Origin of the sequence: Pseudohaemophilus parahaemolyticus (genome assembly GCF_938021905.1) — a bacterium.
Classification (GTDB): Bacteria; Pseudomonadota; Gammaproteobacteria; order Enterobacterales; family Pasteurellaceae; genus Haemophilus_A; species Haemophilus_A parahaemolyticus_B.
In genome coordinates, this window is sequence record NZ_CALIFA010000086.1 from 25657 (window position 1) to 42228 (window position 16572).

21 protein-coding genes are annotated in these 16572 nt (G+C 43.3%); all 21 read left to right on the plus strand.

All coding sequences use genetic code 11. The features are described 5' to 3' along the window. Positions 1-17 precede the first annotated feature (17 nt). The 21 genes from QMF79_RS09605 (at position 18) to QMF79_RS09705 (ending at position 16564) form a co-directional block, all read left to right on the plus strand. The gene (locus QMF79_RS09605; protein ID WP_281773680.1) at positions 18-1244 is read left to right on the plus strand and encodes a site-specific DNA-methyltransferase; all 1227 of its coding nucleotides are present in this window, start codon (positions 18-20) and stop codon (positions 1242-1244) included. A 10-nt stretch (positions 1245-1254) separates the two neighbouring features. Further along, positions 1255-1650, plus strand: coding sequence for a phBC6A51 family helix-turn-helix protein (locus tag QMF79_RS09610; protein WP_281773681.1), 396 nt, complete (start codon positions 1255-1257; stop codon positions 1648-1650). Next, on the plus strand, positions 1610-2947 hold the full coding sequence (locus tag QMF79_RS09615) for a PBSX family phage terminase large subunit (protein WP_281773682.1): 1338 nt from the start codon (positions 1610-1612) through the stop codon (positions 2945-2947). The genes QMF79_RS09610 and QMF79_RS09615 overlap by 41 nt, the downstream gene beginning before the upstream one ends. Next, the gene (locus QMF79_RS09620; RefSeq protein WP_281773683.1) at positions 2944-3588 is read left to right on the plus strand and encodes a Gp138 family membrane-puncturing spike protein; all 645 of its coding nucleotides are present in this window, start codon (positions 2944-2946) and stop codon (positions 3586-3588) included. The genes QMF79_RS09615 and QMF79_RS09620 overlap by 4 nt, the downstream gene beginning before the upstream one ends. Beyond that, positions 3585-3935 carry a hypothetical protein gene (locus QMF79_RS09625; protein WP_281773684.1) on the plus strand — a complete coding sequence of 117 codons (351 nt, stop codon included), beginning with the start codon at positions 3585-3587 and terminating at the stop codon, positions 3933-3935. The genes QMF79_RS09620 and QMF79_RS09625 overlap by 4 nt, the downstream gene beginning before the upstream one ends. A 3-nt stretch (positions 3936-3938) precedes the next feature. Further along, positions 3939-4889: a DUF2213 domain-containing protein gene (locus tag QMF79_RS09630; RefSeq protein ID WP_281773685.1), complete on the plus strand. Its 951-nt coding sequence runs from the start codon at positions 3939-3941 to the stop codon at positions 4887-4889. An 11-nt stretch (positions 4890-4900) separates the two neighbouring features. Then, a complete protein-coding gene (locus tag QMF79_RS09635; protein ID WP_281773686.1) occupies positions 4901-5350 on the plus strand; it encodes a structural cement protein Gp24 in 450 nt (149 codons plus the stop codon). Between the two features lie 44 nt (positions 5351-5394). After that, positions 5395-6309, plus strand: coding sequence for a major capsid family protein (locus tag QMF79_RS09640; protein WP_281773687.1), 915 nt, complete (start codon positions 5395-5397; stop codon positions 6307-6309). Between the two features lie 10 nt (positions 6310-6319). Next, positions 6320-6682 carry a DUF4054 domain-containing protein gene (locus QMF79_RS09645; protein ID WP_281773688.1) on the plus strand — a complete coding sequence of 121 codons (363 nt, stop codon included), beginning with the start codon at positions 6320-6322 and terminating at the stop codon, positions 6680-6682. After that, positions 6679-7050, plus strand: coding sequence for a hypothetical protein (locus QMF79_RS09650; protein WP_281773689.1), 372 nt, complete (start codon positions 6679-6681; stop codon positions 7048-7050). Before QMF79_RS09645 ends, QMF79_RS09650 begins: the two co-directional genes overlap by 4 nt. Then, positions 6974-7483: a phage neck terminator protein gene (locus tag QMF79_RS09655; protein WP_281773690.1), complete on the plus strand. Its 510-nt coding sequence runs from the start codon at positions 6974-6976 to the stop codon at positions 7481-7483. The genes QMF79_RS09650 and QMF79_RS09655 overlap by 77 nt, the downstream gene beginning before the upstream one ends. A 22-nt stretch (positions 7484-7505) precedes the next feature. After that, on the plus strand, positions 7506-9014 hold the full coding sequence (locus tag QMF79_RS09660; protein WP_281773691.1) for a DUF3383 domain-containing protein: 1509 nt from the start codon (positions 7506-7508) through the stop codon (positions 9012-9014). A gap of 18 nt (positions 9015-9032) precedes the next feature. Next, the gene (locus QMF79_RS09665; protein WP_281773692.1) at positions 9033-9461 is read left to right on the plus strand and encodes a phage structural protein; all 429 of its coding nucleotides are present in this window, start codon (positions 9033-9035) and stop codon (positions 9459-9461) included. Continuing rightward, on the plus strand, positions 9461-9874 hold the full coding sequence (locus QMF79_RS09670; RefSeq protein WP_281773693.1) for a phage tail assembly chaperone: 414 nt from the start codon (positions 9461-9463) through the stop codon (positions 9872-9874). The genes QMF79_RS09665 and QMF79_RS09670 overlap by 1 nt, the downstream gene beginning before the upstream one ends. Positions 9875-10036: 162 nt before the next feature. Continuing rightward, the gene (locus QMF79_RS09675; RefSeq protein WP_281773694.1) at positions 10037-12391 is read left to right on the plus strand and encodes a hypothetical protein; all 2355 of its coding nucleotides are present in this window, start codon (positions 10037-10039) and stop codon (positions 12389-12391) included. 55 nt (positions 12392-12446) lie between these two features. Then, positions 12447-12806 (plus strand): TM2 domain-containing protein, encoded by a 360-nt coding sequence (locus tag QMF79_RS09680; protein WP_281773695.1) that lies wholly within the window; start codon positions 12447-12449, stop codon positions 12804-12806. A 37-nt stretch (positions 12807-12843) separates the two neighbouring features. Beyond that, the gene (locus QMF79_RS09685; RefSeq protein ID WP_281773696.1) at positions 12844-13638 is read left to right on the plus strand and encodes a phage baseplate protein; all 795 of its coding nucleotides are present in this window, start codon (positions 12844-12846) and stop codon (positions 13636-13638) included. 25 nt (positions 13639-13663) lie between these two features. After that, positions 13664-13972: a phage baseplate plug family protein gene (locus QMF79_RS09690; protein WP_276783342.1), complete on the plus strand. Its 309-nt coding sequence runs from the start codon at positions 13664-13666 to the stop codon at positions 13970-13972. Continuing rightward, positions 13969-14835: a phage protein gene (locus tag QMF79_RS09695; RefSeq protein WP_425591895.1), complete on the plus strand. Its 867-nt coding sequence runs from the start codon at positions 13969-13971 to the stop codon at positions 14833-14835. The genes QMF79_RS09690 and QMF79_RS09695 overlap by 4 nt, the downstream gene beginning before the upstream one ends. A gap of 11 nt (positions 14836-14846) precedes the next feature. Then, positions 14847-15989 (plus strand): baseplate J/gp47 family protein, encoded by a 1143-nt coding sequence (locus QMF79_RS09700; protein ID WP_281773697.1) that lies wholly within the window; start codon positions 14847-14849, stop codon positions 15987-15989. After that, positions 15989-16564, plus strand: a complete 576-nt coding sequence (locus QMF79_RS09705) for a DUF2612 domain-containing protein (RefSeq protein ID WP_281773698.1) — start codon at positions 15989-15991, stop codon at positions 16562-16564. Before QMF79_RS09700 ends, QMF79_RS09705 begins: the two co-directional genes overlap by 1 nt. The last annotated feature ends 8 nt before the right edge of the window (positions 16565-16572 follow it).

A 16572-nucleotide genomic window follows, 5' to 3' on the forward strand; every position in this document is an offset into this window, starting at 1 on the left:
TTTTTAATGGCAAAAATATGAAAAAAGAACTTTCTATTGAATACATTCCTATAGCAGATCTTATTCCATACATTAACAACAGCCGTACTCACTCAGATGATCAGGTTTTGCAGATCTGTGCCAGCATTAAAGAATTTGGCTTTACAAACCCAATTCTGATTGATGAAGAAAACGGCATTATTGCTGGACACGGGCGTTTGTTGGCGGCAACAAAGCTCAATTTAGATTCTGTTCCAACGGTACGCTTGATGGGCTTAACAGAAGCACAGAAGAAAGCGTATGTGATTGCGGATAACCAACTGGCACTGAATGCAGGTTGGAATTTGGAACTATTAAAAATTGAGATCGATCATCTTAAAGAATTGGATTTTGATCTTAATTTGCTTGGTTTTGGCGATGCATTGGCGGATCTGTTCCCAGAACCTATCCAAGATGGCTTGAAAGATGAAGATGATGTACCTGAAATGCCAGCCGAACCAACAACAAAAACTGGCGATGTTTGGATTATGGGTAAACATCGTTTGATGTGTGGCAATAGCTGTTCGTTTGATGATATGGCTATTTTGATGGGCGGAATGCAGGCTGATGTTTGGCTTACCGATCCGCCATATAACGTAGCGTATGAAGGTGGAACAAAAGAGAAGTTAAAAATTCAGAATGACAACATGTCAGATGATAATTTCCGCCAATTTTTGGTTGATGCCTATTCAACTGCAAATGAGCATATTAAATGCGGTGCAGTTTTCTACATTTGGCACGCAGACAGTGAAGGCTTTAACTTCCGTGCAGCAGCTAAAGACACTGGTTGGAAAGTTCGTCAGTGCCTAATCTGGAAAAAACAATCAATGGTGCTTGGTCGCCAAGATTATCAATGGCAACACGAACCGTGTTTATATGGCTGGAAAGAAGGTGCAAGTCATCTATGGGCAAGCGACCGCAAGCAGACCACTATTCTAGAATTCAATCGTCCATCGCGTAATGCGGAACACCCAACAATGAAGCCTGTTGAACTATTTGAGTATTGCTTGCTGAATAACACCAAAGGTGGCGATGTGGTGCTGGATAGTTTTGGCGGTAGCGGGACAACCCTCATTGCTGCAGAGAAAAACAATCGAATAGCTCGTTTAATGGAGCTTGATCCTAAGTATTGCGATGTTATCGTGAAGCGTTGGCAAGAATTCACGGGTAAAGCAGCAGTTTTAGAAAGCACAGGTGAACAATTCGATGAACTTGCTGCTCGATAATGGGTAGTTTATGGCAAAAAGAAAGACAAAACCGAAAATTGAAATTGATCTTGCTAAAGTGGAAGTAATGGCGGCGAATGGACTGACACAACAGCAAATTGCCGATAGTCTTGGTATTTCCGTTTCAACACTTTATGGACGCAAACGCGAAAATGAAGAATTTGAAGAGGCTATAAAAAGAGGAAAAGCCAAAGGGATCGCCGTTGTTACCAACGAACTTATGAAGCAGGTCAAAAGCGGTAATGTAACAGCGATGATTTTCTTTTTGAAAGCCCGTGCAGGTTGGAAGGAAAAAAATGAGCTTGATCTAACCAATTCTGACGGTTCGTTTAGCCAACCACGCAGTTTGAAGGACTTATTTGCCGATGAGAGCGAAATTAAACCCGAAGCTGAAGCCACTGATTAACCATTATCGCTATAAAATCCTATATGGTGGACGAGGTAGCGGGAAATCGTGGGCAGTGGCGGAGTTGTTGGTAGAAATAGCCAACCAAACAAACTGCCGTATTTTATGTGGGCGTGAGTTGCAAAATTCGATTAGCGACTCAGTTTTAAAACTTATCTCAGACACCATTGCGGATCTTGGCTACTCTCACCGTTTTGAAATTCAGCGCAACGCCATTTACTGCTTGGCAACCGGGGCGGAATTTATGTTTTATGGCATAAAAAACAACCCTACTAAAATTAAATCGCTAGAAGGTGTTGATATTTGCTGGGTTGAGGAGGCGGAAAACGTCTCGAATGAAAGTTGGGATATTTTAATCCCGACAATTCGTAAGGAAAATTCTGAAATTTGGGCAACATTTAACCCTAAAAATATCCTCGACCCGACATATCAGCGATTTGTCGTAAATCCTCCTAAAAATGCCTTTGTTTGTAAAATCAACTATGACAGCAATGAACATTTTCCTGATGTATTACGTTCCGAGATGGAACAATGCAAAGAACGAGATTATGAGCTTTACCGCCACATTTGGCTTGGTGAGCCTGTTGCGGACAGTGAACTAGCTATTATTAAGCCGTTATGGATTGAGAAATCAGTTGATGCACATAAAAAATTGCAATTTTCCGCAATAGGACGCAAAGTCGTGGGCTTTGATGTCGCAGACGAAGGGCAGGACGCAAATGTCGTTTGTTTTGCACACGGTTCGATTGTGAGCGATTTAAGCGAATGGCGTGAAACTGATGTTATTTACTCTGCTGACAAGGCTTACCAATGGGCGAACGAGAAAAATGTTGATGAAATTGTATTTGATAGCATAGGTGTTGGTGCTGGAGTAAAAGCTCAGTTTAAACGACTAAATGGACGGTTAGCTACTACGGGATTTAATGCTGGCGGAGAGGTATTACGGAAAGAAGCAGAATATCAAGCAGGCAAAAAGAATGGCGATATGTTTGCCAATGTTAAAGCACAGGCTTGGTGGGCATTACGGGATCGGTTTTATAAAACCTACCGTGCGATTGAATTCGGTGATAAATATCCTGATGATGAGTTAATTTCTCTTTCCTCTGATTTGCCTGAACTGGATTATTTAATAGCTGAGCTTTCTCGACCACGAGTTGATTATGATAACAACGGACGAGTAAAAGTAGAAAGCAAGAAGGATATGAAAAAGCGTGGCATTCCATCGCCAAATAAAGCCGATGCTCTAATAATGTGCTTTGCTCCATTAAAAAACAAATCACTACTGGATATATTATGACCTACGAAACGCACAATGCGACGGCTGAAACAGCAGTGGAAGCTCAGATTCAGCACGCACAGAAACAAATTCACACGGCATTGCCTGCGAAAGTGGTGGATTTTAATCCTCAACATCAGACCGTAACGCTTGCGGTGCAAATCACTCAGCTTTTAGTTGAGGGAGGTGCAGTGCAAATTCCACCGCTTGTTGATGTGCCTGTGGCATTTCCGCGCGGTGGTGGCTATGCGGTGACCTTTCCGCTGAATGCTGGCGATGAGGGGATTGTGATATTTTCGGAACGTTGCATTGATGGGTGGTGGCAATCGGGCCGAGCAAGTGAGCCGATGGATTACCGTCAGCACGATTTATCTGATGGTATGTTTTATCCCTCTATTTGCTCTGTGCCTAATGCGATCAAGGATTTTTATACAGGAGGATTATCAATGCAGTCGCTTGATGGCTCAACCTTTATTCGCGTTACCAATGGCACCATTCATATTAAAGGCAACATTCAGCACGTAGGCGATACAACCCAGTCGGGTAAACACCATTCAACGGGCGTGATTTCGAGTGATGCTGATGTAATGGCTGGAAGTATTTCGGGTAAAAATCATAAACATACTGGCGATAGTGGTGGAAAAACGGGAGTACCCGAATGAGAGTGAGACGGCTAGATAGTAATCACGATTGGACGTTTGGGCAAGGAATAAATAATTACGCCAGAGAAAGCGAGGCGATTGCACAATGTGTCAAAACACGGCTTTGGTCGTTTGTGAATGATTGGTTTTTGAATTTAGAACACGGTATGGATTGGCTTTACTTGAAAGAAAAAGCCAACCTTGATGCGATTGAATTAGCGGTTAAAAAGCAAGTGTTGCAAACAAAAGGCGTGGTGAGAATTACAGATTATCACGCAGAACTCGACCCCAACAGCCGAGTAATAACCATTTCAGTAGATTACCTCGATATTTATGGCGAACGTAACCGTGCTACTGCGGAGAAATAAACAATGAGATTAACTGATAAAGCACAAACAACCCGTTCTTTTACCAAGGACGGGTTTTTAGTTGTTCCTGCTACCCTTTCAAAATTAGGCGTGTTTGATTATCACAACAAGGAACTAGGCAAGGATGGGGAGGGCATTCAGCGCCTGGCAAGAACGGAAAAATCCCTTTTTACCGATGAAACTATCCGCAGTTTTGAGAATGCCCCGATTACAGTAGGTCACCCTGAAGATGATGTGACTGCGGAAAACTGGAAGCAACTTGCGGTGGGTAGTGTGCGAAATGTGCGGCGTGATGGTGAGCATTTAGCGGGGGAAGCGTGGATCTACGATGCCGCTGCAATTAAACAAATTCAGCAGTTTGGCATTAAAGAACTCTCTTGCGGCTATCGTAGCGAGCTTTTACCGAGCCAAGAACAGGGAGTAGATTTTGAGATGTCGCCGATGATCGGCAATCACATAGCGATAGTGGCTGACGGTCGCTGTGGTGAGTCTTGTAAGTTAGCCGATGAACAAAAAGGTCAATCAAAAATGAGTGCAACACGTAAATTTTTAGATGCAATCCTTGGTGCGTTCGGCACGAAACTTTCGGACGAACAAGCTAAAGCGGTGGAAGAGAGCGAGAAGGAGTCGGATAAAACCGATGAAAAACCGCAAGAACCACCTGCAGGAGATAAAACTAATCAGGCTGACGGTAAGGATGATGTAAAAGCATTAAAGCAACAGTTGGCGGAAGCTAACTCAAAACTTGAGGCTGAGCAGAAAAAGGTAGCTGATGCGGAAGCGGAAATTGCGAAGCTAAAAAAACAAGTGAGCGATTCCAATAAAACGCTCAAAGATACGCAAACGGAATTAGACAAGCTCAAGACTGGTAAATCAATGGGCGATCAGATGATGAAAGATACACAACCTCAAGCGGTGTCTTTTAATTTTAACGATATGTACAACAAAAAATAAGGTGGTAAAAGATGGCATTTGCACGCAATACATTAACTGCTAGTGCAGGCGATATTGGCAAAGGTGGTTTAGCGAATTCCAAAACCACGGCGAATATGAACACAGGCGAAACACCGCTGGTAGCTGGGCGTTTTGTTGCGATGACAGAAGGCGGTGTTGCAAACTTGACGGCAGGAACTGAGACTGTTGCTGGCGTGGTTGTTCGCTCTGTGCTTAAAGATGACTGGGAGAAGGGCGAACTGGCTGATGTGATGCATATTGGTACAGGCGATTCTATTTGGGTTGAAATTGCTAAAGGCGAAACAGTAAAACGTGGGAATACGGTTCACGTGGTTGCTGTTGCAAGCAGCCAGAAATACGCAGGTCAAGTGCAGGCTCAAGCAGACGGTACAAATACGATTGCAACTTCACTGGTGGTGATTTCAGCAACAGAAACCCTTGCCGAAGTAAGTCGCTTATAAGAAGCGGTTGAATTTTTTAAAAAAATTTACAAAGAGGACATTATATGCCACATATTAACGTACTTCGTACAGCATTGACGGAAGTATCACAACAAATCAATCAAACAAAATATCCTGATATTGTGTTTCCGCAGTTTGTTTATGTAGATCATTCGGGTAATCCGCTAATGGATGAGAAATTGCATTTTTCTGCAGACGTAACGGGCGATCTTGATAATGGGTTAATTACCTATAACACAAACAACTTCGATCAAGTGGGTGTGAATTTCTCTCATACCCGTTCACCGATTGTGACGTGGGCGAAAACGGTGCAATGGCAAGAGATCGAGCTTCAGAAAGCGGCACAGTTGGGCGTAAAACTGGATACGCAAAAAATTATGGCACTAAACCAAAATGCTCAACAAACTTTGCAAAAAGTGGCTTTTTTAGGGCATAAGCAAGATACTCGCTTACAAGGGTTGTTAAATTCAAGCCAGATTGAAGTGTACACGCCTAAAGGAAAAGCGAAATTGGTGTCTGCAATGACTTTTGATGAAAGTGTGGCCTTTTTTGAAGACCTCTTCTTGCGTGCAATGGAAAAAACCTACCGTATTCAAGCACCGAATACCTTTGCATTAGATTCGATGGATTATGCTCATTTAGGCTTAATTACGCGCGAAAACGCCATTAACGAAACCACCGCTTTAGAGCATTTAACCAAAAAATTAAGCGGTGCTGCAGGTAAAGCGGTGGAAATTAAAGCGTTACCAAGCAATTTTGGCTCATTAGTCACTAACGGTAAAAACCGTGCAGTGGTTTATATCAATGACCAGAACTATGTATCAATGGATGTTCCGCAAGCACCAACCGTGTTAGGTGCAGAGAAAAAAGGCATTATGACCTATGAATCTGGCTTAAAAATGGTGTTTGGTGGTGTAGTATTCCACGAGCCACAATCAGCACTTTATGTAGATTACTAAGGAGGAAACAATGCCAACAGTGGAAGCCTATGATTTAACTCAGCGTTATCCCGAATTTGAAAAGGTCGATTATGAAAAAATCGACCTTTTTTTATTGGATGCTCAAATGGAAATTAGCCCATCACGCTGGGGAAAACTTTATCAGCGTGGCGTGTTGGCATTAACCGCCCATTTGTTGCGATTAAACCAATTATCGACCGAATCGCAAGGGGAAGCGAACCGACCGCTTGCGAGCGAATCTGTGGGCGAATTATCGGCAAGTTATCAGCCTTCAACCCTTACGGGTACAAATGCGGATTATCAATTAACTGCGTATGGGCAGGAATACTTGCGATTGCGTAAATTAGTAGGTGTAGGAGTGATGGTGGTATGAGTTTACTTAATCAAAAAGCCCGCTTTGCTTCAAGTAAATTTAGGCGTGAAATCAAGGTTAAACGGTTACAAGGCGAACATTCGGCAGAGGGTTTTGAAGCCCATTATACTGAAGAAACGCAAGTGGCAATTGTTATGCCAACCACCAGCAATGATGTGGCGTTATTACCTGAAGGCGAGCGTTATTTACCAAGCCTGAAGATTTTTACGATGTCGCCGTTAAATATCGGTGATTTGGTACATTTCAGAGGGTTTGATTATCGGGTTTCTGCCCGCTCAGATTGGGGAGATTATGGATACTTTAACCAAATCGCAATTCGACATCGTCCGACTGCGAAAGTTGATTCAACAGGCTTTGAAGTTACCTGATGGAGTGGTGATTGGTGGGCATTTACCTGAGCAATTAAACACCGCATTTATTACGGTAGACATTGCTTTTTCCACCGAAATTGGGCAAAGCCGACGTGTCTATTTGCCTAATGAGGTGGAGCAGATTCACTCCTCGTTGCTATCTACTCTTTCCATCTCTTGTTATGGCAAGAATGCCTACCAACAAGCAGTCAAAATTCGCAATATTTTGCAAAGTTCACGTCTGATTGATGGGCTAAGGGTAATGCAGGCGGGTATCGTTCGTTTTTCAGATGTGCGTAATTTAACGGCAACGGTGGGGGCGGATTATGAAGAACGGGGGCAGTTTGATTGCGTTATTTCTCACGCTCATATCGTGCAAACGGAGCTAGAGGAAATTCGTTCTGTGGAGCTAGGTGGCTCAATCTCGGTTGAAGTCACTGGGCATAATTAAAATTTTCAATTAAGGAAACAATATGGCACTTTCAATTAGTAATATTGTAAATGTTCAATTAAACACCATGCCAAAATCGGTGGCTCGTAAGTCTTTTGGCATTGTGGCACTGTTCACACCAGAAGCGGGGCAAGCATTTACTGATTCAAAAACGCGTTATGTTTATGTCGAAAGCCAGAAAGATGTGGAGCAGCTTTTTGGCACAAATTCGGAAACGGCAAAAGCGGCACAGCCATTTTTTGCGCAACGCCCTCGTGCGAAGCAACTGATTATTGCTCGTTGGCAAAAAGATCGTGCAACCATCAACGCAACCAATAATGCTTTACGTGGTGCAACGCTTTCTGATGATTTAGAAACGTTTAAAGCGGTAGCCAATGGCCGTTTTGCCTTAACCATTGGTAGTGAAATCAAAAAAGTAGAAGGGTTAAACTTCTCAAGATTAGCTGATTTCAATGCAATCGCAGCCCAAATTCAAGAAAAACTGACGGCACTTTCTGTGCAAGCCACGGTTTCTTATGATGCTCTTGGTAATCGCTTTATGATTGAAGCGGCAACAAGCGGTGAAAATAAAGACACGCAAATCTTCTATGCAATCAATGAGGCAGGTGAGGGCGAATATATCGGTGGCTTGTTGAAGTTAGAAGAAGGACAGGCACTACGTGTGCTGGGTAAAGATGCGGTTTCGTTAAAAGCAGAAAAACTGGAAGAAGCCTTATTCCACGTGGCGGAAGTAGACAATAGCTGGTATGGCTTTACGGTGGCGGCACAATTAACCGATGCACAGGTAGAAGCGGCTGCAAAATATGCTCAAACGAACACAAAAATGTTTGGAGCGAACGTGATTCGTGAAGAGCAGTTAGAGTGGTCCACTGATAACGTGTATAAAAAATTGATGGATGCAGGGTGCGACCATACGTTGGCAATGTTCGACAAAAATGACCTTTACCCAGCCTCTTCAGCTTTGGCACGTTTACTTTCAACTAACTTTGCGGCAAATAACTCAACGCTCACGTTGAAATTCAAACAACAACCAACGATTACGGCTGATGAAATTACCGCAACCGAATTTGCGAAAGCCAAACGACTCGGTATTAACGTATACACCTATTTTGATGATGCCGCGATGATTGCTGAAGGAACGGTCATGGGTGGTAAATTCGCCGATGAAATTGTGATCTTGGACTGGTTTGCCGATGCGGTACAAAAAGAGGTATTTGCTCGCTTGTATAAATCGCCAACTAAAGTGCCACTAACCGATAAAGGGCAGGCAGTTTTAATTTCTGCAGTAGAAAAAGTGTGTTTGGAAGGTATCAACAATGGTGCATTTGCACCAGGTGTATGGAATGGTGATGGTTTTGGCAGATTGAATACGGGCGATTATTTGGAAGCAGGTTACTATGTGTGGGCAGCACCAATGGATACGCTCTCGGATAGCGATCGTGAGCAACGTCGTGCAACACCGATTCAAACAGCGGTGAAATTAGCAGGTGCGATTCACTTCTCTGATGTGATCATCAACTTCAATCGTTAATAATTTAGAGGAAATATTATGGCAACATTCGATCCAAAAGAAGTTGTGGTGCTGTTAGACGGTCGTGAGATTAGCGATTGGGCAGATGGCTCTGATGTGATTAACTTTGCTTTTCAAACCGATGATGGCGAGATGGTTATTGGTGCTGATGGCACGGGTATTTATATCGCTAACACTAACCGCTCTGGCAAACTCACGCTGAAAGTGAAACAGCACAGTGAAGATAATGCGTATCTGATTAAACTTCGCAATCAACAAAAAGAGCGAATTAAAACCTTTACGCCAATGACTCTTGCTATTCGAGATTTAATGAATGGCGATTTGGTAACGGCAACAAAAGGCTATTTTACTACCCCACCGACTTTCGTGCGTGGGCAGGGGCATAATGCCCAGACGTGGACATTTGTCTTTGAAAAAGGTGCAATGAATCTTGAGAAAGGGATTTAATGATGGAACAACAATTTGAGTTTGAATTAGATGGTGTGCGTTATGTGATGACGCCAGCCAATGCGTTTAAGGCGTGGAATGTACTGAAAAAAGCGTTAAAAATTGCTCAAGGTGTGCAGCTAAGTGGTCCAAAAGAAGCGAAAAAGCTCGGCAGTGCTCTGCTTTCTCAACTGTTGGCTAACTTGGGTGAACCCGCAGTAAGAGAGGTTGAAGAACTTGTGCTTTCTCACGCAACAGCTTCAGTTGATGGTAAAACGTATCGTTTATCTGACCGTTTGGAACCTCATTTTAACCAATATCGCCACCATCTTATTGGTGTACTTATGCGAGGGGTAAAATACCAATTCGCCGATTTTTTCAAAAATGGGCAGACATTGCTCAAAGATATTCTGCCGCTCAAAGAGACGGCGTAAATGATGGGCGTGAAGAGAGTACTAGTGTTGATTGGTTTATCTTCACGCCAATTTCTAAGCGTTATTGTTCGTTACAAGAACTTCGCACCGTGTATAGCCTTTCCGATCTGCTTGCATTCCACGAGTGCATCTCAGAACTTGCCTTAATGGAGAAACAAGCTAATGCTACTCGATGAATTACTCATTAAAATTGGCGTGGATATTGATGCCGAAGAGCTGAAAGCCTTTGAGCAGAGTTTATCTGAACTCGGTGTAAGTGCTCAAACTGCTGTAGGTGAAATTGAGAAAGCTTTTGATCAGATTGAACCTGATTTGTCGGCGATTGAGCAAACCATTAGCGAAGCACTGACTGATGGCTTAAAAGCGAGTGATGCGAATGTTGAAAGCATCACGGCTTTAATCGAAGAGCGTTTATCTGCAGTAGGTACGAGCTTTGAAGGGCTAGGATTGGATGCTCAAACGGTGGGCGAAACTATTAGCGAAATACTAGCGGAAACCACTGAAAGCGTTGATCAATTAAGTGAAAGCGAGCAAAAGGCTACGGAAACCACTCAAGTACATACACAAGCAACCGAAGACGAAACCAAAACGGTTACTGAAAATGCCAAAGCGGTCGAAGAAAACACAGAAGCCCTAGAGAAAAATCAGAAAGGGCTTTTAGGTTTATTGGGCGAATTGAGTTTAGCCGTATTTGGTTTGCAAGATGCAAGAGATGAATTCCATGCTTTCACAGCAGGATTCGACTCTTTTGGCGAAAAACTCGGTGCATTTGGCTTGGCCTTTGCAGCAGCAGGTGGTGCAATTACCGCATTTGTAGATGACCAACTCACTGCACTTGATGAGGTGCGACAACTGGGTAATGTTACGGGCGAAAGTACGGATTACATTCATCGCTTAGGGCAAGTGGCAGAATTATCAGGTTCAAGCGTGCAAGCGGCTCAGTCGTCTATTTTGGGGCTTTCTAAAGTGATTGGCGAAGCCGCAAATGGCACGGGAAAAGGGGCAAAAGCCTTTGAGCAATATGGCTTATCGGCAAAAGATGCTGAGGGTAACATTAAGCAAACTTCTGTGGTGCTTGAAGAATTGCGTCAGAAAATGCGAGGTATGGAAAGCAGTGAACAGATCGCAATGCTTGCCAAACTGGGCGTTGATGGCTCAATGATTCAATTGCTAACGGCTGATTTGGACGAATTCAACGAACAAATGGCAGAAATGCAGTTGATGACTCTTGGCGTGGGGACTGAAGAAAACACCACGACCGCCGCAGCATTTAAAGATGCGTTAACGGAACTTGGCATTATGCTGAAATCGCTTGGCGAAACCATCGCTTTGCGAATTGCACCTGCGATTACTGAACTTATCGGAAAATTTAAGGCGTGGTTTATTGAAAATAGTGCGTTAATTGCGTCTATTGGTAATGCCATCGGGTTTGTTCTGGGCTTGATTTTTGATGCAGCAAACGCCTTTATTACCACGCTTGATCGGTTGGTAAGTCATACCATCGGCTGGAAAAATGCGATTTATCTTGTGGGTGCAGCATTGGCTTGGATGGGGCGTTCTCTGCTATTTAACCCGCTTACGCTTTGGATTGCGGGTATTGCGGCTGTATTGCTGTTAATTGAAGATTTAATCGTCTATATGGAGGGCGGTGAGAGTTTCTTCGGTGATTATTGGAAGCCGATTGCAGACGGGCTGATTTTAGTCGGTGATTGGCTTAAGCGCGTAAAAACGTGGGTAGCTGACTTTGTAAAAGGTTGGCAAAAATCAACCGCTTCCATGCAACCTCTCATTAACATTGTGCGGATTATAGGTGGTGTGTTTAGCCATCTCTTTGGCATTATTGGGCGTATTTTCGGTGCGTTATTTGGTGCATCTGAACAAACCGACGAATTCGGTCGCTCTGCAGAAAGTATCGGGCAAATAGTCGGAGATGTATTTAATGATATTGCAACGGCAATTGAGGTGGTTGTTGGCATTATTTCTGTTGTAGCTACCACATTAGCAAGTTCTTTTGAGATTGCGATTAACGTGGTGATTGCGTATTTCCAAATGCTTTATGCTGTGTGGGAAGCAATTGTGAATGGCTTTACCTCTGGCGATTGGCTTGGTGCATTCTCTGCTATGTTCAAGAAGATGGGGAGTATTGTCAGTGATACTTGGCACAATATCAAAGTCGCAGCGATTGAGTTCCTGAATGGCTTGATTTCACTGGTGAATAAATTTGGGGCAGACATTGATCCGATTGAAATTCCTGTCAAACAGGTGGTTTCAACCGTTAACGCAATGGACAGTAGCGTTATTGCAGGAACGATGAAATCTGTACAGTCGGGTGTAAATGCAGCGTCTATTGCCAGAACTGGGGCAACAAACAACACCACCGATAATAGCCAAACCAATAGCAATAATCGCTATCAGGTTACTCAGCATATTAACGTGCAAAATAATGCACAGGCACAATTAGTTGCAGATCAAACGGCTAAAACGATTCGCAACACGGGCAGTAGTTTTGTTCAATAGTCATTGCTTTTAGTTTTGGGTTGTGGCACATTCCTTTTAAAAGAGGAATGTAATCATGAGCAATAACCGCAGCCGCTGGCAAACAGCGTTTAAACATCCCACTTACTATTTTCCAACTTCGCAGTATTTTGGCATAAAGCGATTCTTTGCAGGGCTAAACCAAGCACAACGAGAAATTTTAATACAACATGTACCACTTAAAAGCCCTTATATCTGCCTGCTACTCTCATTTTGCTTAGGTTTTTTAGGTGTAGATCGGTGGTATGTCGGCGATAAACAGCTGGCTGTATTGAAAGTACTTTCCATGCCGTTTGGAATTGGTGTGTTATGGTATCTATTCGACACCTATCTTTGTTACAGCAAAGGCAAGTTCATCAATTATCAACGGCTCAAGCAATTCATTTCGATTAAATAATAGACCGCCTTTGGGCGGTTTTCTTTTTGGAGGAAAAATGCTGGCATCTCTTTCAGGGCGTTCAATTGGCGAAATTCGCCTTGATGCGGTTACCTCAGAAGATCATAGTAGCGAGTTAAATATCACGGGAAACCCGATTGAATCGGGCGGTGTGGTTGCCGATCACGCAGTGGTTCGCCCTAAAAGCGTGGTTATTTCGGGGGTAATGGTCGATCACGACCACGGTAGTTCGCCCCTAGAAGAACTGGGTGTACCTCATATTCGAGGGGTAACCGATTTTCTAAATAACCTTCCTTTTCCCATTCCCGTTGCGACCAAAACGGTGCAAACCATTGCAAAAGCTAATCGGCTGATTTCTCAAGCGAAAGGCATTATTTCAGCAGTAAATGATAGTTTGAATGCGGCTCGCGTTCTTGCTCCGTGGTTACCCGATTTTGGGCTGGGCGATATTTTAGGCGAACAAAGCGGGCGTGTTCAGCAATGTTATGCTGATTTGCTAAAAACACAAAAATCGGGTGAGGTCATTACCATTCAAACAGGTATCTTTCGTTATGAGGATATGCTAATTGAAAGCCTTTCTGTACGTCAGACGCAAGATGGTTCGGCTGAATTTACTATTACCGCTCGTCAGGTATTGATTGTTGAGACTCAGACGGTTGCAACGGCAGGGCAGAATCAGGGCAGTCAGAAAAGCTCGCCGAATGGTAAAAGCAAAAGCGGTCGTGCGAGTACGCAATCTGCAAGCAAGGTAGTAAAAGGTAAGGTGCAACCTAACGCCTCAGAAGAAGGTAAAACCCGAAGTATTTTAAATAGACACTTCGGCAAGCTATAACAAGCGGTCATTTTTAGGAGAAACAATGCAGCTGCACAAAATTCCGCTCTCAAATACTGTGCATCAAGAAATGGTCATCCCCTTTAATGGGCGGAACATTCGGCTTACCATCCGCTTTAATAGTATCGGGCAGTTTTGGGCGATGAGCGTATTTGATTTGAGCGAAAATAAATCCGTGATGGAAGGAATGGCGATGGTGTGTGGTGTGCCATTATTGGTGCGTTCTGCTCAGCCTTATTTTTTCTGGGTAGAAGATAACAGTGGTAATACCCTTGACCCGATGTTTGAAACCGACTTTAACGGACGCTGTTCGCTCTATATTGGAGAAAAATGATGCGACAATTCGGACGGCAATTTCAATTGGATATTATCGGTAAATCCGACACTTTGGTTATCAATAATCTTCGCATTAGCTTTGATATTGATAAAACCATCAATGAAAAACCGAACCCAGCCACGATTCGGGTGTGGAACTTAAACCGCTCTCATCTAAATCAAATTCTGAGCGGTGCATTTGATAAAGTGGCGTTATCGGTGGGTTATCAAACCTTAACGCAAATTTATTCGGGCGATATTACCAAAGCCCATGTACAACGGCACGATCTGGATTTTATTTTAACGCTTGAATGTGCCGATGGTTTCCGTGCATATACACAGGCACGCATTACCAGCACGCTGAAATCAGGTAGTAATGATGATCAGATATTAACTGAACTAAGTAAAACCTTGCCCAACGTGAGTTTAGGTACGGTAGAGGTAACGAATAAGCGAAAACTACCTCGTGGCAAAGTAATGAATGGTGATACCCGAGAATTATTAAATCGCTTGGCAAGAAACAGTGGAGCGGACTGGTCTATTCAAGATGGCGAGTTGGTTTTTCTCCCTAAAAATAAAGTGTTGAAAGCCGAAGCTATTCTGATTTCACAAGAAACGGGAATGGTTAATGCCCCTGAACATACCGATGATGGTTTGGAGTTGCAATGTTTGCTTAATCCTCAGTTAGCGATTGGCGGCTTGGTGGAAGTGAAATCAATTCTAGATTATTTCAACGGGGAATATAAGGTCGTGAAATTGCTCCATTCAGGTGATGCAATGGAGGGCGATTGGCTCTCAAAAATGACGGTGGTAGGCGGCCAATTCCAGCCTGTAGAAAAAAACAAATCAGAAAAGAAAGATAAAACAACCTCGAAGAAATAGGAGTGTGAACAATGGCAACGCTAACAGAAACGGGCATTGTGATTGAAAGTTTTGATGCCATTCTTTCAAAGTTGGAGCAAGGTTTTAGAGCGATTTACGGGCAAAATATCAACCTTGATGCCGATACGCCCGATGGTCAAATGATAGGCTTGCTTGCTCAAATGCGGATGGATTTTGAAGAGCTGGCTCAAACGGTATACAACCAGCTCGATCCTGATGCCGCAACAGGTGCTTGGCTTGAACAACGTGTGGCTTATGCTGGTTTGATGCGTCGTGCTGCAAGTTACAGCTATTTGCGTTCGGTCATTCTCACAGGCGAGCCATATACCCAGCTTTATGCAGGTGTTATGGTATCCGATCCGAATAAAACCCGATGGGTGTTGGTGTCGGATGTTCAGCTTGATAGCAACGGTTCGGCAAGAGCCGATTTTAGAAGTGAACAACTGGGGTCGTATAATTTAGGCAAAAACATACTGCTTACCATTGAAACGGTCACTTTAGGGCTACAGCGTGCCACCACGTTTGAAAATGCCGAAGTGGGAGAAGATGAAGAAACAGACCCACAGCTACGTGAGCGTTTTTGGGTAAGCCGTACTAAAAATGCCACTAACTCTGCAGAAGCGATTGCGGCAAAAATTCGGGCATTGCCAGATGTGAAGCAGGTGCGTATTCTCGAAAATAACAGTGCTCAACGCGATAAATTAGGCATTGAGCCGCATTCTCTCAATGTGATTGTAGAGGGTGGTGAAAATAGTCAAATTGCGGAGGTAATTTATCAAAACAAAGGGGCGGGAGTTGGTTTGCAAGGTGCAATCGCAGTTACGTTGCAGAAGCATAAAGAGCCTCGTTTAATTCGGTTTGATCGTGCGGTTGCAGTTGATATTCAAATTGTGATGCGTTGTGTGCGTTATGAAGACTTTACCGAAATTGATAAAGAGGAAATCAAGCGATTACTTACCCTTCAAAAATTTGAGATTGGGCAATCTGTTTCACTTTCTCGCCTTTACTCACCCATTAACCAGGTAGGTGGTTTCTGGATAAAAGAGCTAAAAATCGCCCGTAAAGGACAAAGCCTGAAAGCGGAAAATGTGGTGTTACAATCCCGTGAATTAGCACGGATTTTAAAGGCAGATATTAGCGTTGAGGTAGAGTAATGGCGTATTCTGATTTGCTGATCTGGCAATACCAAGGTAAACATAAAGCCCTTGAAACGATTCGGCTACTAGAAAACGTGATTGTACAAGGGTTTATTGATTTATATCAATTACAAAATGTGCTGAACATTGAAGAAGCCATAGGCGATCAGCTGGATTTAGTGGGTAAGCACGTCGGACAAATTCGAGTGATTAACGGTTATTTGTTGCGAAAATTCTTCGGCTTTCAAAACGCACAAAATGCAATGAGCTTTAGTCGTCTTCGAAAAGGCGGTGGGCAATGGTATCGAAAACGTGATCCGCTCGCTGATAGTGTTCGATTATCGGATGATGATTATCGATTTTTAATTAAATGTCGCATTCTTAAAAATTATCAAACAGGCACGCTCCCGAATATTATCGAAGCGTGCCGTTTTATTTTTGGCGGAGAATGTCGTGTGGTGGATAACTTGAATATGACGGTCACGGTCAATGTGCCTAGTGAAAACTTGACGGAGTTTATCCAATACGCTGTTTCACATTTAGATATTCTCCCTCGCCAAGCCGGGACTCAGATTATATTTGAACTTCAATAGAGGTACTT